Origin of the sequence: Corallococcus sp. BB11-1, from assembly GCF_026626625.1 — a bacterium.
GTDB lineage: Bacteria > Myxococcota > Myxococcia > Myxococcales > Myxococcaceae > Corallococcus > Corallococcus soli.
The window spans coordinates 88,478-112,623 of record NZ_JAPNJY010000031.1; the positions used below are offsets into that span (position 1 = coordinate 88,478).

General features: G+C 69.8%; 19 protein-coding genes. 6 read left to right on the forward strand and 13 right to left on the reverse strand.

The window, feature by feature from the left end; genetic code table 11:
* Positions 1-49 precede the first annotated feature (49 nt).
* Positions 50-1,342: an MFS transporter gene (locus OV207_RS26410; RefSeq protein ID WP_267557870.1), complete on the reverse strand. Its 1,293-nt coding sequence runs from the start codon at positions 1,340-1,342 to the stop codon at positions 50-52.
* A 30-nt stretch (positions 1,343-1,372) separates the two neighbouring features.
* Complete coding sequence (locus OV207_RS26415) at positions 1,373-3,442, reverse strand: methyl-accepting chemotaxis protein (RefSeq protein ID WP_193349152.1); 2,070 nt, start codon at positions 3,440-3,442, stop codon at positions 1,373-1,375.
* Between the two features lie 109 nt (positions 3,443-3,551).
* Between OV207_RS26415 and OV207_RS26420 the strand changes: the two genes are divergently transcribed.
* Entirely contained in the window at positions 3,552-4,580 is a 1,029-nt protein-coding gene (locus OV207_RS26420; protein WP_267557871.1) for a histone deacetylase, read from the forward strand.
* Positions 4,581-4,670: 90 nt separating this feature from the next.
* On the opposite strand, the gene OV207_RS26425 is transcribed toward OV207_RS26420, so the two are convergent.
* Positions 4,671-5,852, reverse strand: a complete 1,182-nt coding sequence (locus OV207_RS26425; protein WP_267557872.1) for a porin — start codon at positions 5,850-5,852, stop codon at positions 4,671-4,673.
* Between the two features lie 99 nt (positions 5,853-5,951).
* Positions 5,952-7,112: a glutaminase A gene (glsA, locus tag OV207_RS26430; protein WP_267557873.1), complete on the reverse strand. Its 1,161-nt coding sequence runs from the start codon at positions 7,110-7,112 to the stop codon at positions 5,952-5,954.
* A 204-nt stretch (positions 7,113-7,316) separates the two neighbouring features.
* Between glsA and OV207_RS26435 the strand changes: the two genes are divergently transcribed.
* From OV207_RS26435 to OV207_RS26445, 3 genes are all read left to right on the forward strand, one after another.
* Positions 7,317-8,708, forward strand: coding sequence for a glutamate decarboxylase (locus OV207_RS26435; protein ID WP_267557874.1), 1,392 nt, complete (start codon positions 7,317-7,319; stop codon positions 8,706-8,708).
* 24 nt (positions 8,709-8,732) lie between these two features.
* A complete protein-coding gene (locus OV207_RS26440; protein ID WP_267557875.1) occupies positions 8,733-10,574 on the forward strand; it encodes an aspartate:alanine exchanger family transporter in 1,842 nt (613 codons plus the stop codon).
* A 447-nt stretch (positions 10,575-11,021) separates the two neighbouring features.
* Entirely contained in the window at positions 11,022-12,689 is a 1,668-nt protein-coding gene (locus tag OV207_RS26445; RefSeq protein WP_267558149.1) for an arylsulfatase, read from the forward strand.
* 113 nt (positions 12,690-12,802) lie between these two features.
* Here the strand turns inward: OV207_RS26445 and OV207_RS26450 are convergent, their stop codons facing one another.
* A complete protein-coding gene (locus OV207_RS26450; RefSeq protein ID WP_267557876.1) occupies positions 12,803-13,183 on the reverse strand; it encodes a hypothetical protein in 381 nt (126 codons plus the stop codon).
* A gap of 19 nt (positions 13,184-13,202) precedes the next feature.
* The gene (locus OV207_RS26455) at positions 13,203-13,706 is read right to left on the reverse strand and encodes a hypothetical protein (RefSeq protein WP_267557877.1); all 504 of its coding nucleotides are present in this window, start codon (positions 13,704-13,706) and stop codon (positions 13,203-13,205) included.
* A gap of 286 nt (positions 13,707-13,992) precedes the next feature.
* On the opposite strand from OV207_RS26455, the gene OV207_RS26460 reads away from it, so the two are divergent.
* A complete protein-coding gene (locus OV207_RS26460; RefSeq protein ID WP_267557878.1) occupies positions 13,993-14,982 on the forward strand; it encodes a formylglycine-generating enzyme family protein in 990 nt (329 codons plus the stop codon).
* Between the two features lie 3 nt (positions 14,983-14,985).
* Here OV207_RS26460 and OV207_RS26465 read toward each other — a convergent pair whose 3' ends face one another.
* The 6 genes from OV207_RS26465 to OV207_RS26490 all read right to left on the reverse strand — a co-directional run bounded on the left by OV207_RS26465 (position 14,986) and on the right by OV207_RS26490 (position 21,573).
* Complete coding sequence (locus tag OV207_RS26465; protein WP_267557879.1) at positions 14,986-16,263, reverse strand: threonine/serine ThrE exporter family protein; 1,278 nt, start codon at positions 16,261-16,263, stop codon at positions 14,986-14,988.
* Positions 16,260-16,430: a hypothetical protein gene (locus tag OV207_RS26470; RefSeq protein WP_267557880.1), complete on the reverse strand. Its 171-nt coding sequence runs from the start codon at positions 16,428-16,430 to the stop codon at positions 16,260-16,262. The genes OV207_RS26465 and OV207_RS26470 overlap by 4 nt, the downstream gene beginning before the upstream one ends.
* A gap of 54 nt (positions 16,431-16,484) precedes the next feature.
* On the reverse strand, positions 16,485-18,239 hold the full coding sequence (locus tag OV207_RS26475; RefSeq protein ID WP_267557881.1) for a SulP family inorganic anion transporter: 1,755 nt from the start codon (positions 18,237-18,239) through the stop codon (positions 16,485-16,487).
* A 147-nt stretch (positions 18,240-18,386) separates the two neighbouring features.
* The gene (locus tag OV207_RS26480; RefSeq protein WP_267557882.1) at positions 18,387-19,286 is read right to left on the reverse strand and encodes a symporter; all 900 of its coding nucleotides are present in this window, start codon (positions 19,284-19,286) and stop codon (positions 18,387-18,389) included.
* Entirely contained in the window at positions 19,286-20,227 is a 942-nt protein-coding gene (locus OV207_RS26485; RefSeq protein WP_267557883.1) for an HAD family hydrolase, read from the reverse strand. The genes OV207_RS26480 and OV207_RS26485 overlap by 1 nt, the downstream gene beginning before the upstream one ends.
* 458 nt (positions 20,228-20,685) lie before the next feature.
* Positions 20,686-21,573 (reverse strand): hypothetical protein, encoded by an 888-nt coding sequence (locus OV207_RS26490; protein WP_267557885.1) that lies wholly within the window; start codon positions 21,571-21,573, stop codon positions 20,686-20,688.
* A gap of 214 nt (positions 21,574-21,787) precedes the next feature.
* Between OV207_RS26490 and OV207_RS26495 the strand changes: the two genes are divergently transcribed.
* On the forward strand, positions 21,788-23,275 hold the full coding sequence (locus OV207_RS26495; protein ID WP_267557886.1) for an arylsulfatase: 1,488 nt from the start codon (positions 21,788-21,790) through the stop codon (positions 23,273-23,275).
* A gap of 141 nt (positions 23,276-23,416) precedes the next feature.
* On the opposite strand, the gene OV207_RS26500 is transcribed toward OV207_RS26495, so the two are convergent.
* A complete protein-coding gene (locus tag OV207_RS26500; protein WP_267557887.1) occupies positions 23,417-24,100 on the reverse strand; it encodes a pilin in 684 nt (227 codons plus the stop codon).
* Between the last annotated feature and the right edge of the window lie 46 nt (positions 24,101-24,146).

Consider the following 24,146-nt stretch of genomic DNA (forward strand, 5'->3'; position numbering starts at 1 on the left):
GGAGGGGGCGGGCGGCCGGGCCCCCGGTGCGGCCCTGGGGCAAAAAGCCTCAGGTGTGGGGGTTCGCCGGGGAGGACAGCGGCACCGCCAGCCCCTGGGAGGCGGGCGTTGCCAGGGCCAGGGCCTGCTCGCGCGAGCGGACCCGCTTCTCCACCACCCACAACATGCCGGGCACCCCCAGCGACAACCCGATGGACACCCAGGCGATGGTCCCCATTCCGCCCAGCGTCCCGTCCGGCAGGTCCATCAACAGGCGGGAGGACAGGAAGGCGCCCAGCGCGGACGCCATGTGCTGCGTCGCGGACTGCAACGACATGAAGCGGGCGCGCACCGGGTTGTCCGGCACGCGGGAGGTGAGCGTGTTGTACGCCACGTTGCGCATCCCCATGGCCAGCATGAAGCCCATGAAGACGAGCGGGATGGGCAGCCACGCCGGATAGGAGATGAAGCCCACGTAGGTGGCGCACGCGGCCAGGAGCACGCCCGCCGTGCCCACGCGGAAGGAGCCGAAGCGGTCCACCAGCGGCCCCGTCAGCCGCAGCGTGACGAAGCTCACGATGCCGCCCACGAAGTAGAGGAACCACAGCCGGTCGCGCGGGTAGCCCAGGTTCTGCTGGAGGTAGGCGGAGATGTTGGGGATGACGATGAAGCCGCTCATCATCACCAGCGCCGTCATCAGGTAGGACAGTTGCACGTCGGTGCGGCCCAGGAGCGCGCCCACGCCCGGCGCCCGGGCCGCGCCGCCCTGGCCCAGGTGGCCGCGCACCGGCGGCAGCAGCAGGAGCGCGGCCGTGGCCACCACCAGCCCCAGCGCCGCCACCGCGAAGAAGGGCAGCCGCCAGCCGCCCACCTCCGCCACCTTCAGGGCCATGGGGACGCCCAACACGGACGCCACGGAGAAGGACGCCATCACCGCGCCCAGCGCCCGGCCCCGGCGCTCCGCCGGGATGAGGTCCGCGATGATGGACAGCGACAGCGCCGTCGCCGGCCCGCCGAAGAGGCCCGCGCACACCCGCGTCAGCAGCAGCGTGGACAGTCCCGTGGACAGGCCCCCCGCCGCCGTGGCCGCCACCAGCCCCAGCATGCACACCGCCAGCGCCTTGCGGCGGTCGAAGCGGTCCAGCATGTAGCCGCCCACCAGCCCCGCCACGCTCGCGGCGGCGGTGTAGCTGCCGCCAATGGTGCCGATGTGCGACGACTCGATGCCCAGCCCCTTCGCGAAGTCGGGGCCCAGCGGCATCACCATCACGAAGTCCAGGATGTTGACGAACTGCACCGCGCCGATGAGCAGCACCACGGCGCGCTCGGAGACGGTGCGGGGAGCGGCGGGCTCGGCGGGCATGGGGGACAGGCTGCCTTCTTCCAAGGGACCTCAGACGCGGAAGCGTCGCACTTCGGCGCGGAGGATCTCCGCCTGCCGCGTCAGGTTGTCGATGGCTTCTTCCAGCTGGCGCACCGAACGCGTCTGGTGCTCGGACACGCCCTTGATGGTCTCCACCGCCTTGAGCACCTGTTCGCTGCCCTTGGTCTGCTCCTTCTGGGCGCGGTTCAGGTGGGTGACCATCTCGTTGATGCTCTCGATGGAGCGGGTGATCTGCTTGCTGCCGTGCGCCTGCTCCTGGCTGGAGCGCTGGACGTGCTGGGTGAGCGTCTTCATCCGCTCCGCGCTCTTCATGATCTGCTCGCCACCCCGGGCCTGCTCGTTGGAGGCCTGGGAGATCATCTGCACGGTGGCGGAGATGCGGTGGATGGCCGCGGTCACCTGCTTGCTGCCCCGGGACTGCTCCACCGTGGCGCGGGCGATGGCCTTCACCATCTGCGTGGACTTCTGCGTGCTGTCGTTGATCTTCCGCAGGGCGCCCTCCGCCTCGCGGCCCAGTTGCACGCCCTCCTCCACGCTCTTGTAGCCCTGGTTCATCACCACCACGGCGTTGCGGCTCTCCTCCTGCACGCCCCGGATGAGCTCCGCGATCTCCTTGGTGGACGCGCCGGTGCGCTCGGCCAGGTCCTTGATCTCCTCGGCCACCACCGCGAAGCCCTTGCCGTGCTCGCCGGCCTGCGCGGCGATGATGGCGGCGTTGAGGGCCAGCAGGTTCGTCTGCTCCGCCACGTCGTCGATGACGTTGAGGATGTTGCCGATCTCGGAGATGCGCCGGCCCAGGCTGTCGATGACGCCCGCGGCGGTGCGGCTGGTGTCCTTGATGCGGTCGATGCCGGACAGCGTCTTGCGCAGGGCCTCCACGCCCGTCTGCGCGTCCTCGAAGACCTGCTCGGACAGGCGGGCCGTCTCGTTGGCGTTGGCGTCCACCTGGCCGATGGCCGCGTCCATCTCACTGATGGCGGAGGAGGTGTCCTCGGTGGAGGCGGACAGGTCCTCGATGTTCTTGGCCACCTCCTTGATGGAGTACGTCATCTGCTCGATGGCGCTGGTCGTCTCCTCCACGCTGGCGGCCATGGCCTGGACGTTCTCCGCCACCTCGTCGTTGGTGGCGGCCATCTCCATGATGGAGGAGCTGCTCTCCTCCGCGCTCTGGTAGAGGACCTCCACGTTCTCCGCGATGCCGCGCAAGGACGCCATCATCTCCACCATGGAGGAGGACGTCTCCTCCACGCGCGACTGCACGGTGCCCGCGCCGGAGGACACGGTGGTGCCGGTGCGGTGGATCTGCTCGATGACGCCCGCCACCACGTCGGACACGCCGCGCACGCGGCCCAGCGTGTCGCGCCAGCTCTGCGCCATGCGGTTGAGCGCCTCCGCCAGCTGGCCCAGCTCGTCCGTGCTGTTGCGCACCTCCGCGCGGCCGGTGAGGTCGGCCTCCGCCAGCTTGCGCGCCATGGACATCATCGTGTCCAGCGGCTGGAGGATGAACGCGCGGGAGATGAGGAACGCCACCAGCAGGAACAGCACCAGCCCCACCAGGAAGGCCAGCAGCACGGTGTGGCGCAGCGTCTGGAGCACGTCGTCCAGCCGCGACAGGTTCACCACCACCACCACCTCCCCGGGCACACCGCTCGCGGGCGCCACGGCGACGGACACCGCCTCGTTGCCGTTGGGGAACGCCAGCCCGTTCAGCGGAGGCGGAGGCCCGGACTCCGTTTCGGTGCGATCCTCCAGGGCCTTCCGGAACCACGCCGGTGCCTGCGTGGGGTGGGTGGCCAGGATTGAGCCCTGGTCATCCACGAGGGCCACGACGCTGAAGTCCTCGTCCTGGCTGTAGATGCCTTCCAGGCTGGGAGCCGACCGGATGCCCCCCCGTGCCATGAGCAGCGCACCCACCTCCTGAGCCTTCGCACGGGCGTGAGCGCGCAAGCGCTCCTTCAGGTAGTCCTCCACCTGCCAGGGGACGACGAAGTAGAGCGCTCCAAGGACGACGGCCAACGCGAGGCCGAAAGAACCCAGGAGGATGCCCCGGAGACCGGGTTTCTTGAGGCGACGTGCCAAGGCCCGCGCACTGTAGGGAGGGTGTGGCACCCAGGGCAAGGAGCGGCCCCTTCCGGACCGACCCCGGCGCTGGGTTCCTGGCCCCGGGATGCGTAAGGTCGTCCGTACGATGACCGCGACGCTGCTGCTCACCGACCCGCTGTTCCTCCAGCACGACCCCGGCGAGGGCCACCCGGAGTCCCCCGCCCGGCTGCGGCGCATCCTCCAGCTGCTGGCCCGCGCGCCCATCGCGGGCACGGTGATGGCGCAGCCCCGCTCCGCCACCGACGCGGAGCTGGCGGCGGTGCACTCGCCGGAGCTGCTGGCTTCGCTCGCGAAGTTGAACGGGCACAGCGCGGAGATCGACGGTGACACCTTCGTGTCCCCGGACAGCGTGGACGCGGCGCGGCTGGCGGCGGGCGCGGCGGTGCAGGCCGTGGAGGCGGTGCTCGCGGGCAAGGCGAGGAACGCGTTCGCGCTGGTGCGGCCCCCGGGCCACCACGCGGAGCCGGACCGGGCCATGGGCTTCTGCCTGTTCAACAACGCCGCCGTCGCCGCGGAGGCTGGACGGCGGCTGGGCGCGGAGCGCGTGCTGGTGCTGGACTGGGACGTGCACCACGGCAACGGCACCCAGGCGGCGTTCTGGGGCCGGCGCGACGTGCTCTACCAGTCCGTGCACCAGTTCCCCTACTACCCGGGCAGCGGCGCCGCTCCGGAGGTGGGCCGGGGCGAGGGCCAGGGCTTCACCGTCAACTGCGGCCTGCCCGGCGGCAACAGCGACGCCGACTACGGGATGATCTTCGAGGAGCTGCTGCTGCCCGTCGCGCAGGCGTACCGGCCCGACCTCATCCTCGTCTCCGCGGGCTTTGATCCGCACCGCGACGACCCCATTGGCGGCATGGACGTCACCGAGCGCGGCTTCGCGGCGATGTGCACCTCCATGCGCAAGCTGGCGGAGGAGGTCTGCGGCGGGAAGCTGGTGCTGTGCCTGGAGGGGGGCTACTCGCTGGAGGGGCTGTCGAACTCCGTGCACGCGTGCATCGAGGTGCTGGCGGGCCGCGACGACAGCTTCGCCACCGGCCACACCAACGCGGACGCGCGCCACGCGCTGGCCGCCAGCCGTCAGGCGCTCCAGCCCTTCTGGGCCAGCGTGCGCTGAAGTCTTCCCGGGCTCGAACAGGCCCGACTGGCCGTGATTGCAGCTTCAGGCTGACGGGACTCGCGGCCAACGACTGCCCGGTGCCGTCCGTCAGAACGCCAGATTGAGCTGGAGCGTGAGGAGGTTGGACGTGCCCGCCTCCTTCGCCAGGTTCACCGCGCCCAGCAACGCGGGATCCGGCGAGGCCTGGTGCGCGTGCTGGTAGCGCAGCTTGATGGCGAGGATGGGTGCGTCCACGAACCACGCGAGCTGCGCCTCCGCGATGTAGAGCGTGTCGTCGGTCAGCTCGCGGCTCGCGTCCAGCCAGGACAGACGCACGCCCGCGTCCAGCACCTTCTTGTAGAAGACGTAGTCGGCCTGGGCCCACGCCCCCACGCTGGTGTAGCTCGAACCCGTCTCCTCGGGGTTCGTGCGCTCCAGGTACGCCTCCATGAAGAAGGTGAAGCGCTGGGCCTGGAGCATGAAGTCCACGCCGCCGGTGGCGAACTTGCGCACGCCCTCGTCGGTGATGTCGAAGCCGCCCGTCTCCACGTTGAAGTTCTCGTCACGGCGCTCCACCTTGCCGCCCGCCCCCTGCACCGTGAAGGACACGCGCAGCGGCGCGCCCTTCTCATCCGACATGATGTACGGCAGCTCGCCGTAGCCCATGGGCCCCATGGGGCTCACGGTGAGCCGCGCGTTGGACACCCACCGCCCCGGGTCCGACGTGATGGAGCGCAGCGGTGAGCCTCCGTAGATGCCCGCGTAGTACTCCAGCGTGTCGGTGGTCCCCATGAACGTCACGCCCTTGTCGCGGCCCGTCCAGAAGTAGTTCGCCACCGGCGCGAACTCGGGGAAGAGGATCTGCTGCGGCCCCAGCGACTCATGCCGGCTGAGCGGCGTGTAGTGCTGGCCCACGCGAACGCCCGCGACCTTCCACGGTTGCAGGTCCACGTAGGAGTCCAGCACGTAGGGCGCCAGCGGCGACGCCAGCTCCAGCGACGTCCAGAAGCTTATCCACGGCCGGTACACGTTGCCGTAGATGCGCGGGCGCAGGAACGGGAACGCCGTGCGCGACTTCGACTCGCCGTCCTGCCAGACGGGCTCCAGCTTGTAGCCACTCTGCAAGCCCGCGCCCAGCCGGTAGTTGCCGTCGTCGGACGCGATGGCGAAGCCCTTGTCCCCCTTCGGCGTCTCCACCTTCGGAGGCTTGTCGTCCTTCGCGTCCGCGGCCTCCACGCCCGACGCCACGAGCACGCCCAGCAGCCCCGCCCATCCCCACCGCTTGCGCATGCCCACGCTCCCCACCGCCCCGGGCTCCCGGACGCGGGAGCCCGAGCCATGGTGGGGAGCGAGGGGGCGCACGGCACCGCCCCCCCGGGTGCCTTGCGCCTATCGCGAGCCGGACACTCCGCCGCCGGAGCGGGCCGCCTGCTTCGCGCCGCCCGAGGAGAAGATGTCCCCGCCCAGCTCCGTGATGATGGACTCCACCGCCTTCTGGCCGCGCACGCTGTTGCCTGCCTTGTCCAGGGGCGGGGAGAACGTCGCCACCGCGAAGCGGCCCGGCACCACCGCGACAATCCCACCGCCCACGCCGCTCTTGGCCGGCAGGCCGGCGGTGAAGGACCAGTCCCCGGAGTTCTCGTAGAGGCCGGTGGTGAGCATCTGCGACAGCACCTTCTGGGCGTTGTCGGAGTCCACCACGCGCTTGCCGGTGACGGGGTTCATCCCGCCGTTGGCCAGCGTCGCGCCCATGATGGCCAGGTCCTTCGCGGTGACGTTCACGGAGCACTGCCGCGTGTAGACGTCCAGCGCCTCCATGGGGTCTCCAGGCAGCGCGTCGTAGGACTTGAGCAGCCAGGAGATGGCCCGGTTGCGCGTGTTGGTGGCGGACTCGGAGCGGTAGACCTCTTCGTTCACGGGGAGCTCGCGCCCGGCGAAGTCGTTGAGCGTGTCATGGATGCGCGTCCAGCGCTCGTCCGCGCTCTTCGCCGGCACCATGCTCACCGCGGTGATGGCGCCCGCGTTCACCAGCGGGTTGCCCGCGGGCGGCCGGTTCGCCTCCTTGTTCTGCTCAATGGCGGTGATGGAGTTGAAGGGCTCGCCGGTGGCGTTGGTGCCAATCTTCTTCTCCACCTTCGCGGCGCCCACGTCCTGGAGGACGCGCGCCAGGGTGAAGGGCTTGGAGACGGACTCGATGGCGAACGGGGACTCCGAGTCCCCCACCGAGTACACGCGCCCATCCACCGTCACCAGCACGATGCCGAAGAGGCTGGGGTCCACCTTCGCCAGCGAGGGGATGTAGTCCGCGTTCTTGCCCTCCTTCACGCCCTTGAAGCGGGAGTGCGCCCGCTGCAGTGCGTCCTTCGCCTCCGCGGCGGAAACCTCCGCGTCGGCGGCGGCCGGCGGCGTCTTGCGCGCGGGCTGCGTCTTCGGTGCCTGCGCGGGGGTGGGCTGCTGGCCAAGCCCCACCCCTGGCGCGCCCAGCAACCCCATCACACACACGAGCGCCGTGGCGGCCCACCGCTGCCTGTTGCCCAGGGACTTCGACATGGAACGTCCTCCCCTTCATGCGTCCGGCGGCTGCCGGCGCCGAGTTCACCCTGGGGACGCAGCCCCCTGTCGGGCAACGCACGGCCTTCTGCTGGAACGGGGGCATGCGCCCACGGCCGCTCCACACCGAGGGACGACGCGGAACCCACGGACACGCACCATTTCACCAAGCGGAGCAGCCCCGCCCGCCGCCAAGGAGCGCGCATGTCCCTGCATGGAAAGGACGAAGTCCGCGACCGCATCAACGACGACGTCTACGCATCCCCCGACCTCTCCGTCCCGATGCCCAAGTTCCGCATCCCCGAGGGCGCGCACAGCCCGGAGCACGCCTACGCGGTGGTGCACGACGAGCTGCTGCTGGACGGCAACTCACGACAGAACCTGGCCACCTTCTGCCAGACCTGGGTCGAACCCCAGGTGCACCGGCTGATGGACGAGTGCCTGGACAAGAACATGATCGACAAGGACGAGTACCCGCAGACCGCGGAGATTGAAACGCGCTGCGTGAACATGCTCGCCGACCTCTGGCACGCGCCCGAGGCGAACAACACCATTGGCACCTCCACCACCGGCTCCAGCGAGGCGGCGATGCTGGGAGGCCTGGCGCTCAAGTGGCGCTGGCGCAAGCGCCGCGAGGCGGAAGGCAAGCCCACGGACAAGCCCAACCTCATCTGCGGCCCGGTGCAGATCTGCTGGCACAAGTTCGCCCGCTACTTCGACGTGGAGCTGCGCCAGGTGCCGCTCGCCCCCGGCCGCACGACGCTGACGCCCGAAGAGGTGCTCAAGCGCTGCGACGAGAACACCATCGGCGTGGTGCCCACGCTGGGCATCACCTTCAACCTCGTCTACGAGCCCGTGAAGGAGATCGCGGACGCGCTGGACGACCTCCAGCGCCGCACGGGGCTGGACGTCCCCATCCACGTCGACGCGGCGAGCGGCGGCTTCCTCGCACCCTTCATCCACCCGGAGGTGGTGTGGGACTTCCGCATCGAACGGGTGAAGTCCATCAACGCGTCCGGCCACAAGTTCGGGCTGACGCCGCTGGGCTGCGGCTGGGCGGTGTGGCGCGACAAGAGCGACCTGCCGGAGGAGCTGGTGTTCCGCGTGGACTACCTGGGCGGGGACATGCCGACGTTCGCGCTGAACTTCTCGCGGCCGGGCGGGCAGATCGTCATCCAGTACTACAACTTCCTCCGGCTCGGGAAGGAGGGCTACCGGCGCGTCCACCAGACGTGCTCGGACACCGCGAACTTCATGGCGCTGGCCATCGAACAGATTGGCCTCTTCGACATCCTCTACGACGGCCGGGGCGGCGTGCCCGGCGTGTGCTGGACGCTGAAGGCCGGCGTGGACCCCGGCTTCACGCTCTATGACCTGGCGGACCGGATGCGCGAGCGCGGCTGGCAGGTGCCCGCCTATCCCATGCCCGCGGACCTCCAGGACCTGGTGGTGCAGCGCGTGCTGGTGCGCCACGGCGTCAGCCGGGACCTGGCCACGCTGCTGGTGCATGACCTCATCGGCTGCATCGAACACTTCCGCCGCCACCCGGTGGGCACGCCGATGTCGCAGCAAGAGTCCTCCGGCTACCACCACTGAGCGTCAAGGCGAGGGAGCACTCCCATGCGAGTCATCACACGCCACACCGCCCTGCTCGTGGGCGCGGCGGCCCTGGGGCTGGCGGTCGTCGCCTTCGCCCAGGGCGCGCCCCCGCCCGGCGCGGGCCAGCCCCACCCCCATGGCGTCTTCGGGAAGTTGCTCAACACCCTGGGCCAGCAGCCCTTCATCCTGCTCTTCCTCATCGTCGCGGGCGGCTACGCGCTGGGCAAGGTGCAGGTGAAGGGCGTGGGGCTGGGCTCCACCGCGGCCACGCTGCTGCTGGGTCTGGCGGTGAGCCTCTGGGCCTTCCAGGCGTTCCACGTCACCTACGCCATCCCGGAGTTCACCAGCACGGTGTTCTTCAACCTCTTCATCTTCGCCATCGGCATGAAGGTGGGGCCGCAGTTCATTGGCGGCCTCCAGCGCGAGGGGCGGCACCTGCTGGTGCTGTCATTGCTGGTGCCGCTGCTGTCCGCGGTGCTGGTGTACCTGTCGAAGTTCGTCTTCGACCTCCAGCCGGGCCTGCTGGCCGGCATCCTGTCCGGGGCGAACACCGCCACGCCGGGCTTCGGCGCGGCGCAGTCGGCGCTGGCTGGCGGCGGGGTGAAGCTCCCGGCTGGCGCGACGCTGGAGGCGGCCCGCGCGAACCTGACGACGTCCTACGCCCTGCTCTACTCCATCAGCATGGTGCTCTTCACCGTGATGACGAAGGTGCTGCCCAACATGTTCGGCCGGGACGCGGCGGTGGACGCGAAGGCGATGGAGAAGGTGCTCGCGGGCGAACATCAGTCCCCCCTGCCCGGCACCGCTGAATCCTTCCTCCGGGGCAGCATGCCGGTGGACGTGCGCGTGTTCCGCGTGGAGAACCCGGAGGTGGAGGGCCGCTCGCTATCGCAGCTGAGCCCGCAGGCCCCACGCGTCGGCATTGAACGGGTGCTGCACGCGGGCCGCGTCTACCTGCCCGAGGACGGCCTGGTGTTGCACCGGGGCGACGAGGTCGCCGTCGCCGGGCCGGTGGGGCTCTTGATGACCGGGCCCCAGCGCATCGGCCCGGAGGTGGATGACTCGCGGCTGCGCGACATCCGCTTCGAGACGATGGAGATCGTCGCGCACAAGTCGGACCTCGTGGGCCACTCCCTGGGGGAGATCGCCCTGCACGAGGGCCACGGCCTCTACCTCAATGCGCTGTTCCGCGCCGGCGACGAGCTGCCCATCGACCGCGACGTGGTCATCCGCCGGGGCGACGTGCTGCGCGTCACCGGCAGCCGCCGGCGCCTGGACGCGCTCCAGAAGCGCGTGGGCAAGGTGGTGCGCCCCAGCCTGGTGACGGACATCATCACCCTGGCGCTGGGCGTGGCGCTGGGCGCGCTCCTGGGCGCGATCACCGTGCCCGTGGGCGGGGTGAAGTTCAGCCTGGGCTCCGCGGTGGGCCTGCTCATCGTGAGCATCGCGCTGAGCATCCTGCGCACCCACAATCCGGCCCTGGGCGGGCCCTTCCCGGAGGCGGCGCGCGAGCTGCTGGAGGACCTGGGCCTCAACGTCTTCATCGCCATCCTGGGCATCAACGCGGGCGCGGGCGTGGCGAGCGCCGTCGCGGGGGGCACCCTGGCGCCCATCCTCATCGTCGGCCTCGTCGCCGCGCTGGTGCCGCCCGTCATCGCGTGGATGGTGGGCCAGTACGTGATGAAGATGAACACGGCGGTGCTCATGGGCGCCGTCGCGGGCGCGCGCTGCAACAGCGCCGGCATGCGCGCCGCGCAGGAGGCCACCGGGAGCATCATCCCGGCCATCGGCTACCCGGTGACGTTCGCGGTGTCGAACCTGCTGCTCACGCTCATCTGCTACCTCTTCGCGCTGATGGGCTGAAGACGTCCCCCCCGGACGGGCGCAAGGGCGGCGCGGGTGATACCCGCGCCGCTCGTGTCTTCGCAGGTTGCCAGACATGCGAACCCTGCTCCTGGCCCTGCTCCTTGCCCCGTGATGACCGCCGGGGCGGCGCCGTCGGACGAAGGCAGCCCTCCGCGCGAGCGGCAGCTCAACGGCCACACCTTCCAGCTCCCCATCCTCCAGCAGAGCGCGCTGGTCACCACGCACGTGGGCGTCCGCGAGGGGGTGGCGCGCTACAGCGTGCCCGACCTGCCCACCAGCGACATTGAACGGAGGGACCTGTGGCTGCTGGGCGTGCAGTCCACCCTGGACGGGGGCCGTGCGTCTCACCGCCAGGGATGCCCGTCCGCCACCCGGGGACGGGGCGCGCTCCGGAGGCAGCCCCCACCTTGCACGGCAGTGAAACCGCGAGGGGGAGGTCCACGCATGGCGACCGCAGGCAAGAAGTCCACGGGCAACGGCAACGGGCACGGCAAGCACGGGAAGCGCAAACCCAACATCCTGGTCATCTGGGGTGACGACATCGGCTTCTGGAACATCAGCGCCTACAACCAGGGGATGATGGGCTACAAGACACCCAACATCGACCGCATCGCGAAGGAAGGCGCGTTGATGACGGACTGCTACGGCCAGCAGAGCTGCACCGCGGGCCGGGCGGCGTTCATCACGGGCATGAACCCGCTGCGCACGGGGCTCACCACCATCGGCATGCCGGGGGCGAAGTACGGCCTCCAGGACTCCGACCCGACCATCGCGGAGATGCTCAAGCCGCTGGGCTACACCTGTGGCCACTTCGGCAAGAACCACCTGGGCGACTCCAACCCCTACCTGCCGACGATGCACGGGTTCGACGAATTCTTCGGCAATCTCTACCACCTGAACGCGGAGAACGAGCCGGAGTGCCCCGACTACCCGAAGGACCCGGCCTTCAAGGAGCGCTTCGGGCCTCGCGGCGTGCTGCACTCGTACGCCACCGACCGCAACGACGTGACCGAGGACCCTCGCTGGGGGCTCGTGGGCAAGCAGCGCATCGAGGACACCGGCGCGCTGACGAAGAAGCGCATGGAGACGGTGGACGGTGAGTTCCTCAAGGGGACGCTGGACTTCATGGAGCGCGCGGTGGAGGAGGACAAGCCGTTCTTCCTCTGGCACAACACCACGCGCTGCCACGTCTGGACCTACCTCCAGGAGAAGTACCAGAACGCGACGGGCCATGGGCTCTACGCGGACGCGATGCGGGAGCTGGACGACATCGTCGGGGCGCTGCTGGCGAAGCTGGACGAGCTGGGCATCGCGGACAACACGATGGTGGTGTTCTCCAGCGACAACGGGGTGCAGAAGATGGGTTGGCCGGACGGCGGCAACAGCCCCTTCCGCGGCGAGAAGGGCTCGACGTGGGAGGGCGGCGTGCGCGTGCCGTGCGTGGTGCGCTGGCCGGGCGTGGTGGAGCCGGGGCGCGTCATCAACGACATCTTCGCGCACGAGGACTGGATGCCCACGATGGTGGCGGCGGCGGGCGGCCCCATGGACCTCGTGGAGAAGTGCAAGCAGGGCCACAAGGTGGGGGACAAGACCTTCAAGGTCCACCTGGACGGGTATGACCAGAACGCGCTGCTGGCCGGCACGGCGCCGGGCAACCGGCACGAGTTCATCTACGTGCTCGACAGCGGCAACCTGGCGGCGGTGCGCTACAACGACTGGAAGATCATCTTCAGCTACCAGGACGGCGAAGGCCCGGACATGTGGTTCAGCGGCAAGCGCTTCAGCCCGGCGTGGCCCTACCTCATCAACCTGCGCTCGGACCCGTTCGAGTACGGGCCGCATTCGGGCATGTACACACAGTGGTACGGCGAGCGCATGTTCACGTTCGTGCCCGCGCAGATGCTGGTGAAGCAGTTCGCGGAGAGTCTCATCGAATTCCTGCCCAGCCAGGCCCCGGGCAGCCTGAGCATCGGGCCAATGAAGGATCGCGTGAAGGAGAAGATGAAGGAGGCGCGCAAGCAGGAGAGCCAGCCGAGCATCGGTGACCAGGTGATGTCGCTGGCCAACGAGGTGGAGCAGTTCATCCACCGCTTCCAGCAATCGCACACGTAGCGGCCGGTCCTTCGCGGGCGGTGACGGGATGGAGCCGTCACCGCCCGTGGGCCCTCCCAGCTCAAGGTGCGCGATGGGTACAACGCCCGACCACCCGTCACGCCAGGGTGGAGCTACTTCGCACCGGGAGGCCCCAATTCTTCCGGCAGTGGCGTGCGCAGGAACTTCAAGCCGTTGGGCAACTGGATGACCTGGAAGCCCTGACCCGCGATCCTGACAAGGCTCCCGTCAACCGCCTTCCCACTGCTCAGCCACCCATCCGCCTCCTCTTGTGTCGTGAAGTCCTGAGCGACGGAGACAACGGACGCGGGTTCGGAAAACTCCTGGTGATACGCCAGGAACTCCTCCAGCTTCTTGATGCGGCGGATGTAGAGCAACGAAACAGCCGCGAGCTGGACGGCAGCCTCCTCCTTCGAACCGGGCGGATAGCTCTTGCTGGCCGCGTCCAGGATTCGAAGCACCGCATCCATCTCAAAATCCTTGGAGTTCGTCATGGAATGACCTTTCTACCCCTCAGAGAGGAGCGAGCATCAGCACGCCCGCCCCACCCGCCGCGACGATGAACGCCATGCCGGCGATGACCACGACCGTTCCAATCGCCGCTTCGGCACGATGAGCCCTCAACCAATCAAGTGCCTCATCCATCCTTGAAAACCGACGCGCATCGCCCTTTTGAGGGAGCGGCTCAAGGTCACCGATGCATTCCATGTACGCCTTCCGGCACTCCTCGGTGCAGTACTCGTGGTGCTTGCCAGATCCCACCTTGATACTCGTCAACGGAGGGATGGAGTTCCAGCATCGGGTGAAGCATGCGACATGTTCAGCATCGCAATCGCGATGTCCAGAACCACCAATGCCTTGTTCTCCCTCCGAGATGACATAGGTGCGGCGCTCGGGCCGTGAGCCATGGGTGCATCCGCTCACCGCCACAGCGAATGGAAGCACCCATGCGCTTACGATCCTGCGCAGCAGTGCCTGTCGCACGGCGCCATCAGCGGTGTACACCACGCGGTTCATCAAGGCCCTCGGAGAGGCCCCCCAGCATCCCGAGCCGAAGGGCTAGGTTTCCCTACGCGGGTTTCCTCCTACCTGCAAACAGCGCGCGGTGAGGGCGACACTGAAGGGACTCGCGACCTGCGCGCTGAATCAGGGCAGGGGCCCATCCCGGGTTGGACGCACGACAGACCCGCCGGCCTTCGGAGCGAGTGTCATTTCCTGCCACACGTCGGATCTTGTCCTCGGAGGACCGTGCGTCCTCGGGGGCCATGCCATGCACAGGGACGACGACCTCAGCGGTTCCGCCGTGGCTCAGGACGCCGGGCCCACCACCGACACCTCACAGCGTCCCGGCCGCGCCCCCTCCCCGGACATGGTCTGGATTCCCGGCGGCACGTACTGGATGGGCTCCGACCACCACTATCCGGAGGAGGCCCCCGCCCATCAGGTGACCGTCTCCGGCTTCTGGATGGACAAGTACACCGTGACCAACGAGCAGTTCGCCCGCTTCGTGGAGGCCACCGGCTACGTCACCGTCGCGCAGCGCCCGCTCGACCCGGCGGACTACCCTGGCGCGTCCCCGGAGACGCTCGTCCCCGGCTCGCTCGTGTTCCACAAGACGCAGGGGCCCGTGGACCTGGGCAACGTGGCGAACTGGTGGAGCTACGTCCCCGAGGCTTGCTGGAAGCACCCGGAGGGCCGCCGCTCCTCCGTGAAACACCGCCGCGACCACCCCGTCGTGCACGTCGCCTACGAGGACGCGGAGGCCTACGCCACCTGGGCCGGCAAGGCCCTCCCCACCGAAGCGGAGTGGGAGCGCGCCGCGCGCGGCGGCCTGGACCGCAACGAGTTCTGCTGGGGCAATGACTTCACGCCCGGCGGCGAGCACCGTGCCAACACCTGGCAGGGCTACTTCCCCTGGCAGAACCTGCGCGAGGACGGCCACGAAGGCACCTGCCCCGTCGGCGCCTTCCCTCCCAATGGCTATTGCCTCCACCAGATGGCCGGCAATGTCTGGGAATGGACCTCCGACTGGTTCCAGGAGCGCCATCAGGGCAACAAGGGCAAGGCCTGCTGCATCCCCGTCAACCCGCGCGGCCCCGCCACGCCCAAGGGCAGCCAGGATCCCTTCACGCCCGCCATCCCCATCCCCCGCCGCGTCCTCAAGGGCGGCAGCCACCTGTGCGCGCCCAACTACTGCCGCCGCTACCGCCCCGCCGCGCGCTCGCCCCAGGCCGTGGACAGCGGGGCCAGCCACATCGGCTTCCGCTGCATCGTGCGTCCGCCCTCGCCGTAGCGCCTATGCGCTGCCAGCGCGCGGGGGAACCGGGGCCTCCCGGTTCACCGGGAAGCGCGGCGGCACCACCACCGAGGCGAACACCAGACCCAGCACGAGCTGGAGCGCCACCAGCAGCACGTCGAACAGACGGGCGTTCGCGCCCGCGCTTCCCGCGCCCAGCAGCGCGACGATGGCCTGCGTGCCCACGAACCCCGGCGCCAGTTGCAACAGCCCCGGCATGATGATCGTCATCGGCATCCGGTCCTTCCCGCGCCCGTAGAGCAGCCCCGCCACGCCCAGCACGAACGCGGACACCAGCGGGCTGCCCCGGTCCCCGAGCACCGCCTTCGCCAGGGCCTGCGTCGCGTACGCGAGCAGCACCCCGCCGACGATCCACCCCACGTCGCGCGGCCGTCCGGACATGCACACCGAGAGCGCCACGCCGCCCACCCCCACCAGCGCCAGCGTGACGAGCGGAGGCAACGCCTGCACCACGAAGTGGGTCGGCAATGGCCAGGCGAAGCTCCAGAGCGTCCCCGCCGCCGCGATGCCCACCCCCATCATCATGAAGCGCAGCAGGCCATAGGTGAGCCTGGGCAGCCCTGCCTCCACCGACTCCATGGCCAGCTCCAGCGAGCCCAGCGTCACCACCATCGCGGGCACGAGCAACGTCGCGCCCCCGAACAAGGCTCGCAAGGCGTCGAACGACGGCAGGACGAGCGTGAACCCAAACGCCACCAGCGTGCCCAGGAACGCCGCCACGAAGCTCTTCTGCAAATCCAGGCGCTGCGAGCGCAGCGTGCCGAAGTGGATGACGCCCGCGAGGACACCCACCACGAACGCCACGCCCATCTCCAGCCACGCCCCACCCACCCGGGCGGTGACCGCCGCGCCGTAGACACCGTACGCCAGGAACACGAGCCACTCGGGATATGGCAGATGGGACGCCAGGAGGCGGTCCAGCTCCGCGCGGGCCTCGGGCAGCCGCACGCCCCCTTCCGCGATGCCGTCCGCCAGCCGCAGCAGCGCCGCGGCCCGGCCCAGGTTCCAGTGCGGGTTGAAGGGCAACCGCGCGAAGGCCACACGCGGACGCCGTGAGGACAGCACCTCCGTCATCGCCAGGCTCTGGAGCGTGAAGACCTCCACCTGGAGCCCCCAGGCCCTCGCGGCCCGCTTCACGCGCGCCTCCACCAGGAGCGACGGCTGGTAGGCCAGGTGCAGGGCCCGCGCGAGGTCGAGCAGGAAGGCCGACGCGGCCTCCTCGTCCACCGGCACGTCCAAGGGTGGGTCCCGTCTCATTTCGCCTCCGCGTCGCTGTCGTCGTCCACGCCGACCTCGCCGGCCGTCTCCCGCGTGTCGATGCGCGCGAAGCTGGCGCCAATCAGCGCGGTGGCCTCGAAGTAACGGACCTGGTGGCTCCGCGCGGACACGGACAGCCCGGCCTGCGCCGGCGCCGACAGGAGCATCCCGGCCGCCAAAAAACCCCTCCCCTGCTCCGCTGGCTTGTGCATGGCATGGCGTCAGTGCACCGGAGGAGGCCGGAGGTCCGCCTCCGCGACAGGCTCCCGGGGCCCCTCCTCCGCCAGGAAGGCCCGCACGGCCGCGCCCACGGTGGGAAAGAGGTGCTCCTTGCCGAACAGGGACCGCAGCCCCGAGCGCCGCAGCATCGAGCGCATCGGCGCGCGGGCCTGCGCCACCACGAACACGATGCCTTCTTCCTCCAGTTCGTGCCGCAGCTTCTCCAGCCCCTCCGCCGCGGTGACGTCCAGGTCGAACACGGAGGACGCATCCAGGACAAACCACTTCACCGGGGCGCGGGACTCCGCCACCAGCTTGCGCACCTGTTCGCGCAGGAACCGGGCGTTGGCGAAGAAGAGGGGCGCGTCGAAGCGGTAGACGACCAGCCCGGGCACCGTCTCCGCGTCCGCGTGGCCCTCCACGTCATGCCAGCCGGGCACGCCCTCGCGCTCGCCCAGGACGGCGTCGTGGGGGTGGGCCGCGCGGCGGATGAGGTCCACCAGCGCCAGCGCCACCGCGATGAGGATGCCCTGCAGGATGCCCAGCAGCAGCACGCCCAGCATCGTCACCACCGCGAGCACCGCCTCCACCGGCCGCACCCGCCACAGCCGGGTGATGGGCTGCACCTCCAGCAGGTACACCGCCGCGACGATGACGATGGCCCCCAGCGTCACCAGCGGCAGCTTCGCCAGCAGCGGCGTGAAGAAGAGGGTGAACACCAGCACCACCACCGCCGCGCCCACGCCCACCAGCTGCGTGTGCCCCTTCATGGACGCGTTCACCGCCGTGCGCGAATCGCTGCCCGTCACCGGGAACCCCTGCGTGAGGCCCGTCACCAGGTTCGCCGCCGCCTGCCCGAAGAACTCCTGGTTGGCGTTCAGGCGGTAGCCGAACCGGTCCGCGTAGATGCGGCCCGTGAGCACGGAGCTCGCGTAGTTCACCAGCGCGAGGCTGAGCGCCGCCGGCAGCAGCGCGCGGAAGTCCGCGAAGCCCACCGACGGCAACCCAAGGGCAGGCGCCTCCGCGGAGATGCTGCCCACCACCTTGATGCCCCCTTGCTCCAGTTCGAGCACCGAGGCCGCCAGCGTGGTGAGCACCACCATCACCAGCGGCGCGGGCCAGCGGGGCAGGAAGCGCCGCATCGCCACCAGCGCCACGATGATGCCCAGGCCCAACAGCAGCGTGGGCACGTGCGTGCGACCCACGTTGGACGCCACCTCCCGGAGCTGCCCCGTGAACGCGTTCGACTTGCGCTCCAGTCCCAGCATCCGCGCCAGCTGACTGCCGATGATGATGAGCGCCGCGCCGTTGACGTAGCCGATGAGGATGGGCCGCGACAGGAAGTCCGCGAGCGCCCCCGCCCGGCACAGCCCGCCAAGAAGGCTGATGCCACCCACCATCAGCGCCAGCAGGGCCGCGAGCGACGCCAGCCGCTCCGGGCCTCCCCCCGCGACCACGGGGGCCAGCGCGGTCGCGGTGAGGATGGCGGCGCCCGCCTCCGGCCCCAGCAGCAGGTGGCGCGACGGGCCGAACAACGCGTAGGCCAGCATCGCGAAGATGCCCGCGTACAGTCCGGCCACGGGGCGCACACCGACGATCTGCGCGTACGCCAACCCCTGCGGGATGAGCATGGCCCCCACGGTGAGCGCGGCCAGCACGTCCGCGCGCAGCCACCGTCGCTGATACGTCCGCGCCTGCTCGGCGCCAGGAAGCGCACGCCGCAGGGCGTGGCCAAGCGTGGCCGAAGACACCGTCATGGCCCGTCCCCCTCCCGCGCCGCGTCCACCGGCGCCCAGCTCATCGCGCGCGCCCGGTCCCCTGGCGGAGGCAGGATGGAGACGCTCGCGTCCCGGGGCATCGCCCACCGGGGTGCCTTGCGCGCGTCGCGGCCCCGACAGGCCCGCTCAAGCGTGGACCCGCCGGCCCGAAGGCAGCGACGGTCCGCCGCCATGCTCGGAGGCCTGGTGGCGCTTGTTCCAGATTTGATACGGCAGCAGCGCCAACGTGCGCAGCACCAGGTACAGCCCCATGACGCCCAGCAGGTCCTTCATCGGGTAGGTGCTGCCGCCCAGGCAGAAGGCGAAGGCCGGATTGCCGAACACCGCGGAGATGGCCAGCGCCGTGCGGTCCTGGGGCCGGGGCCTCCCCGCCACGTGGCCCATCGCCGCCGCCCCCAGCGTCACCACGAGCATCGCGACGTAGACCCACGGGGAGAGGTGCTGCCTCAACAGCGGGATGCTGGCGGCGATCACCAACAGCACGGCGACGGCCAGCGCGACGTTGAAGTAGAGCTTCGCGGGCTTGAGCAGCCGCCGCGCCCAGACGGGCGACAGTCTCTGGAGTCCAATCCCCAGCGTGAAGGGCACGAGGAACGGGAGGATGACCCTGGACAGGAGCACGTCGTACGACGGCGGCTGGATGGCCAGCTGGAACAGCCTCTCCAGCAAGGCCAGCGACAGCGGCATCATCACGATGGCGATGAGCGACAGGGTGATGGACAGCGCCAGGGCCAACGGCAGGTTCCCCTTCTGGTGGGAGATGACGTTGAGAGACATGGGCAGCCCCGGGCAGAACGCCATCAACGCGATGACGCTCGCCGCGACGGGCTGAAGGGGCAGCACCTTGGCCATGAGCACGGACAGCACCGGCACCCCCACCAGCGACACCAGCAGCCCGCGCTTGAACGCCGGCTGACGCACGCCCCGGCCCAGGTCCTCCAGGTGCCACGCCAGCCCCTGGGTCAACCCCAGCGCGACGATGAAGCTCGACACCAGGAAGCCGATGATGGCGTGCAGGACGTGCATCAGCGCCCCTCCGGGAAGATGCGCTTCCAGTCCTGGCGCATGCTGACCACCGTCCAGCCGCCCGCGCGCGCGGCCTTCAGCGAGGCGTCGTCCTTCTCCTGGTAGGCGAACTCGCGCTCCGCGTCGTCGTGGTTGATGAGCAGGGTGAAGCCCGGACGCGGCTGCTCCTTCGTGTACTGGAGCATCTGGATGTCCCCGCCCGAGCGGACGTTTCCCGCCGCGAACACCGGCCGGAGGCCGATGTGCTGCCCGATGCCCACCGGCTTGCCCGCCTTGTCGTTGACGTGGTCCACCTTCGCCTCGCGCCGCAGCACCGCGTGGCCGCCCCCGTCGTCGAAGCGCACCCTCAGGTCGCTGCCGATGACCTGCTGGGGCGGGATGCCGTAGGTGTCCTCGGAGATGACGCGCATGAAGTCGGTGCCGCCGCCGGAGCTGATCCACGTCTGGAAGCCATGGGCGCGCAGGTACTGGAGCAGCTCCAGCATGGGCGCATAGGCAAGCTGCGTGTACGGCGCGCCGAACTTCGGGTGCCGGGCGGACTGGAAGAAGGCGCGCGCCTCGGCGGCGAAGGCCTCCTGCGTCTTGCCCTTGTGGGTGGCCGCGAACAGCGCCATCAGCTCAGGCTCGTCCATCGTCGACAGCAGCGCCAAATCCCCCTCCAGCACGGCCTTGAAGGGCTGCTTGAGCGCGAGCGAGGCGTCCTCCTTCACCAACGCCTTCACCTGCTCCTTCAGGAAGACACCCTGCACGACGGGCTGCTCCTGCCAGAGCGTGCCGTCGTTGTCGAAGGTGGCGATCCGCTCTTCCGGGGGGATGAAGCCAGGGCTGCCCTCCGTGGTGGAGCGGGTGACGAAGTCGATGATGGACTGCTTCACCGGGCCGTCATTCCAGGAAGGCAGCGGATCCGCCGCGAGCGCCTGGACCGGGACCGCGACGCACAAGGCGAGGAACCAGGGCAGGCAGGCCTGCCTTGACGCTCCACCAGTCCGCGTGAACCGAGCCACGGTCGCCTCCCCTCCGCGCAATCCCAGCCATCCCCCTGGAGGGTGCGACTGGAATGGAGACTTCACAACGCGAGTGGAGAGGTGCGCGGGGAGGGCCTGCTGCGCCCGTCCGGGCCAGGTTCATCGGTGGCCTTGGCCAGGTCCTGCTCGGAAGCCGTCCCCGCCCCGGTGGCGGGAGCGTCCGTCGTCTGTGCGAAGCAAGAAGCGGCGCAGCACAGGCCCCCCATGAGCCCGAGCAGACTCCAGTTCCGACGCGTGCGAGCCCCCACCATGTGCTCTCCCCGCCTGCGCTGCGCCCGGGATGAAGCTGGTGGGGAAGTGGGGGCTCCGCACATGGGGCCCCGGGTCGCAGGGCACTGTCGGCTGACGGGGCCCGCCGCCTGCTCCAGACGAACTCAGCGCGGGTGTCCGGCGCCCCAGCGCGCGGCGAGCACGGTCACGGCCACGAGCGCGCTGCCCGCGCCCGCCATGGCCAGCAGGGGGCGGCGAAGGCGCGACCCCAGGGCCTCCAGCACGCCCGCGGTGAAGTCCCGGCCCACGCGCCGCAGGGGCCTTCCCTCCGCCGGGGCCTCCCGCCAGCGCAGCCCCTCCTCCTTGAGCGCCGAGCCCGCGCCGCGCACGGTCGCGGAGGCAGCGCGCTGCGCGAACTCCTCCAGCGAAGCCACCAGCGCATCCCTGGAGACCGCCGGACTCGACGCCAGTTCCTCGCGCAGGCCCGCCGCCATCCCTCGCACCAGCCCCTGCCCCACCCGCGAAGCCACCTCCTCGCCCAGCGGCGCCAGCGCGCGCGCGTCCTCCAGCAGGAGCGGCACGGCCTCATGGAGCTGCTCCATGGCCGCCTTCACCACGCCCCGGGACATCGCCTGGGCGCGCTCCCCTGGCTTGCGGATCTCATCGGTGCGGGAGTGGGCGAACTCCAGCGCCTCGTCGAAGAGGTGGTTGATGCGCACCATGAAGGCGTGCAGGGGCAGGCCCCCGTCATTCCACTCCCGCTCCAGGGCCTTCAGCGCCCCCTCCATCGCCGCGCCCGCCAGCAGGTGGGCCGCATCCGCCGGCGCCACATGCTCGCGCTCGGCGGCCTCGTGCGCCAGCCGTCCCAGCACCGTGAGCACGTCCTGGAGGAGCGCCCGCAGCTGGCCATCCAGCTCCGGCATCTCCTTGCGCAGCCCCTCCGCCGAGCCGTGCACCGCGCCTGTCGCGGCCTCGCTCGCGGCCAGGCGCGCCAGCGACAGCGACAGGTTGCGGAGCGCCTCCACCGGTGCCGTGAGCCGCTTGCCCTGCATCCGCCACCATCCTTCCCGTCGGTGAGGCTCCGGCGGATGAAGAGCGTTCTCCAGGAGGGTGAGCGCCGGTGGGCACCAATGCAATCCAGGGCCGCCGGATGGAAGCGACCGCAGCGGCCTCCCGCCTCCCCGCGTCTCCTCTTGGCCAGCGGCGCACTCCACCTTTGGAACGGCCTGGAATCCAGACGTTCACGGCGCGCGCGGAGGAGAAGCCATGGCGAAGAAGCAACCGAACATCCTGGTCATCTTTGGTGATGACATCGGCTACTGGAACCTGAGCGCCTACAACCTGGGCGCCATGGGCTACCGCACGCCAAACATCGACCGGTTGGCGAAGGAAGGGGCGCTCTTCACCGACTACTACGCCCAGCAGAGCTGCACCGCGGGGCGCGCGGCCTTCATCACCGGGCAGTGCCCGTTCCGCACCGGTCTCACCAAGGTCGGCATGCCCGGCGCGAAGGTAGGCCTCCAGCCCGAGGATCCGACCATCGCGGACCTGCTCAAGCCCCTGGGATACACCTGCGGCCAGTTCGGCAAGAACCACCTGGGTGACCGCGACGAATTCCTGCCCACGATGCACGGCTTCGATGAGTTCTTCGGCAATCTCTATCACCTCAACGCGGAGGAGGAGCCGGAGAACGAGGACTACCCCAAGGACCCCGCATTCCGGAAGCAGTTCGGCCCGCGCGGCGTCCTCCGCAGCAAGGCGGATGGCCAGGGCGGGCAGAGCGTGCAGGACACCGGCCCGCTGACGAAGAAGCGAATGGAGACGGTGGACGAGGAGTTCCTGGGCGCGACCCTGGACTTCATCGAGCGCGCGAAGAAGTCCGATACGCCGTTCTTCGTCTGGTTCAACACCACCCGCATGCACGTCCACACCCACCTGCGGCCGGAGTCGAAGGGCAAGACGGGCCTGGGGCTCTACCCAGACGGCATGGTGGAGCATGACGGCCATGTCGGTGAGCTGCTGGGCAAGCTGGAGGAGCTGGGCATCGCTGACGACACCCTCGTCATCTACACCACCGACAACGGCGCCATGACGTGCATGTGGCCGGACGGCGGCATGACGCCGTTCCGAGGCGAGAAGGACACCAACTGGGAAGGCGCCTTCCGCGCGCCCTGCCTCGTGCGCTGGCCCGGTCACATCCCCGCCGGCACGCAGCTCAACGAGCTGTTCTCCTCCGAGGACTGGCTGCCCACCCTGGTCGCGGCGGCGGGTGGACCCAAGGACCTGGTGGAGCAGTGCAAGCGGGGCTTCAGCGCGGGGGACAAGACCTTCAAGGTCCACCTGGACGGCTACGACCAGACGCCGCTGCTCACCACCAAGGGTCCGTCCCTGCGCAACGAGTTCTTCTACTTCGGTGACGATGGCGAGCTGATGGCCGTGCGCTACGGGCGCTTCAAGCTGGTGTTCGAGGAGCAGGACGCCACGGGCATCGAGATGTGGGGCCAGCCCTTCGTCAGCCGCCGCGCCCCGCTCATCTTCGACCTGCGAGCGGATCCGTTGGAGCGCGGGCAGGACTCCACCGGCTACTCCGACTGGCTCATCGACCACGCCTTCATGATGGTGCCGGCCCAGCAGGTGGTGGCGCGGTTCCTCTCCACCTTCCGCGAGTTCCCTCCGCGCCAGCACCCGGCCAGCTTCTCCGTCGATCAGGTGGTGGCGAAGCTGGAGAACGCCTCCTCCGCGCCAGTGCACTGACGCCAACCGCGAGCTGACCCCGGCCGAACGCCTGGAGCAACACGTGCGGCTGGATTGAGCCCCTCGAAAGAGCAGGGACCTCGCGGCGCGCTGCTTCGCCGCGAGGCCTCCGCGCCCGCGAGTCAGGCGTCCGGGGGCCCCCTACTCCTTGACGTCATTCACGTGGAGATACGCCTCGCCGGGGGCGATGGCCTTGCCCTCCGCGTCGGTGCGCTCCGCGGTGGAGATGCTCCACACATCCAGCGTGTCGTCGTTGTCCACGTTGCCCACGCACGCGGCCGTCAGGGTGCATTCGGGGCATTCGCCCTCCACGCCCGGCTCCACGCCGGCGTTGTCCAGGGCCGCCTGGATTTCGGACGGGTCGAGCGCGGTGAAGCGCGCGCTCACGGGAACGAAGGAGTCCGGGAGGCTCAGCACGTAGGCATAGCGGTTGCCAGGCTCCGGCACGAAGCCCAGCTCCGTGAGGGACCCCAGGGGCTGGTCTTCCGCGAGCCGCGTCATCGCGGAGGTGTAGAGGTACTTGAGGTTCACCTTGCACTCGGCCTGCTTCGAGCGCGCCTGGAACTTGATGAAGTTGGGAATGGCGATGGCGGCCATGATGCCGCTGAAGAAGATGCTGGCCACGGAGATGATCAGCGCCGCGATGGCGAGCCCCCTGCCTTGCTGCCCCGGCTTGCCCGTCTTCACCATCGCGACGATGGACAGCACCAGCCCCACCGGCCACAGACAGATGAGGCACAGGCTGGCGATGGAGAAGCCCAGGGCGACCCCGGGCAGCACGGACTTCTTCGAAGCGGCGGGAACATCGGATGACATCGAGGGCATCACTTCCTCCAAGGCGAGGGACCCTAGAACGCCTCACGTCGGAGAG

Coding starts and splice junctions, on each gene's coding strand:
- OV207_RS26410 (WP_267557870.1), bottom strand. CDS start 1,342: ATGCCCGCCGAGCCCGCCGCTCCCCGCACCGTCTCCGAGCGCGCCGTG.
- OV207_RS26420 (WP_267557871.1), top strand. CDS start 3,552: ATGACCGCGACGCTGCTGCTCACCGACCCGCTGTTCCTCCAGCACGAC.
- OV207_RS26425 (WP_267557872.1), bottom strand. CDS start 5,852: ATGCGCAAGCGGTGGGGATGGGCGGGGCTGCTGGGCGTGCTCGTGGCG.
- glsA (WP_267557873.1), bottom strand. CDS start 7,112: ATGTCGAAGTCCCTGGGCAACAGGCAGCGGTGGGCCGCCACGGCGCTC.
- OV207_RS26435 (WP_267557874.1), top strand. CDS start 7,317: ATGTCCCTGCATGGAAAGGACGAAGTCCGCGACCGCATCAACGACGAC.
- OV207_RS26440 (WP_267557875.1), top strand. CDS start 8,733: ATGCGAGTCATCACACGCCACACCGCCCTGCTCGTGGGCGCGGCGGCC.
- OV207_RS26445 (WP_267558149.1), top strand. CDS start 11,022: ATGGCGACCGCAGGCAAGAAGTCCACGGGCAACGGCAACGGGCACGGC.
- OV207_RS26450 (WP_267557876.1), bottom strand. CDS start 13,183: ATGACGAACTCCAAGGATTTTGAGATGGATGCGGTGCTTCGAATCCTG.
- OV207_RS26455 (WP_267557877.1), bottom strand. CDS start 13,706: ATGAACCGCGTGGTGTACACCGCTGATGGCGCCGTGCGACAGGCACTG.
- OV207_RS26465 (WP_267557879.1), bottom strand. CDS start 16,263: ATGAGACGGGACCCACCCTTGGACGTGCCGGTGGACGAGGAGGCCGCG.
- OV207_RS26470 (WP_267557880.1), bottom strand. CDS start 16,430: ATGCTCCTGTCGGCGCCGGCGCAGGCCGGGCTGTCCGTGTCCGCGCGG.
- OV207_RS26475 (WP_267557881.1), bottom strand. CDS start 18,239: ATGACGGTGTCTTCGGCCACGCTTGGCCACGCCCTGCGGCGTGCGCTT.
- OV207_RS26480 (WP_267557882.1), bottom strand. CDS start 19,286: ATGCACGTCCTGCACGCCATCATCGGCTTCCTGGTGTCGAGCTTCATC.
- OV207_RS26490 (WP_267557885.1), bottom strand. CDS start 21,573: ATGCAGGGCAAGCGGCTCACGGCACCGGTGGAGGCGCTCCGCAACCTG.
- OV207_RS26495 (WP_267557886.1), top strand. CDS start 21,788: ATGGCGAAGAAGCAACCGAACATCCTGGTCATCTTTGGTGATGACATC.
- OV207_RS26500 (WP_267557887.1), bottom strand. CDS start 24,100: ATGCCCTCGATGTCATCCGATGTTCCCGCCGCTTCGAAGAAGTCCGTG.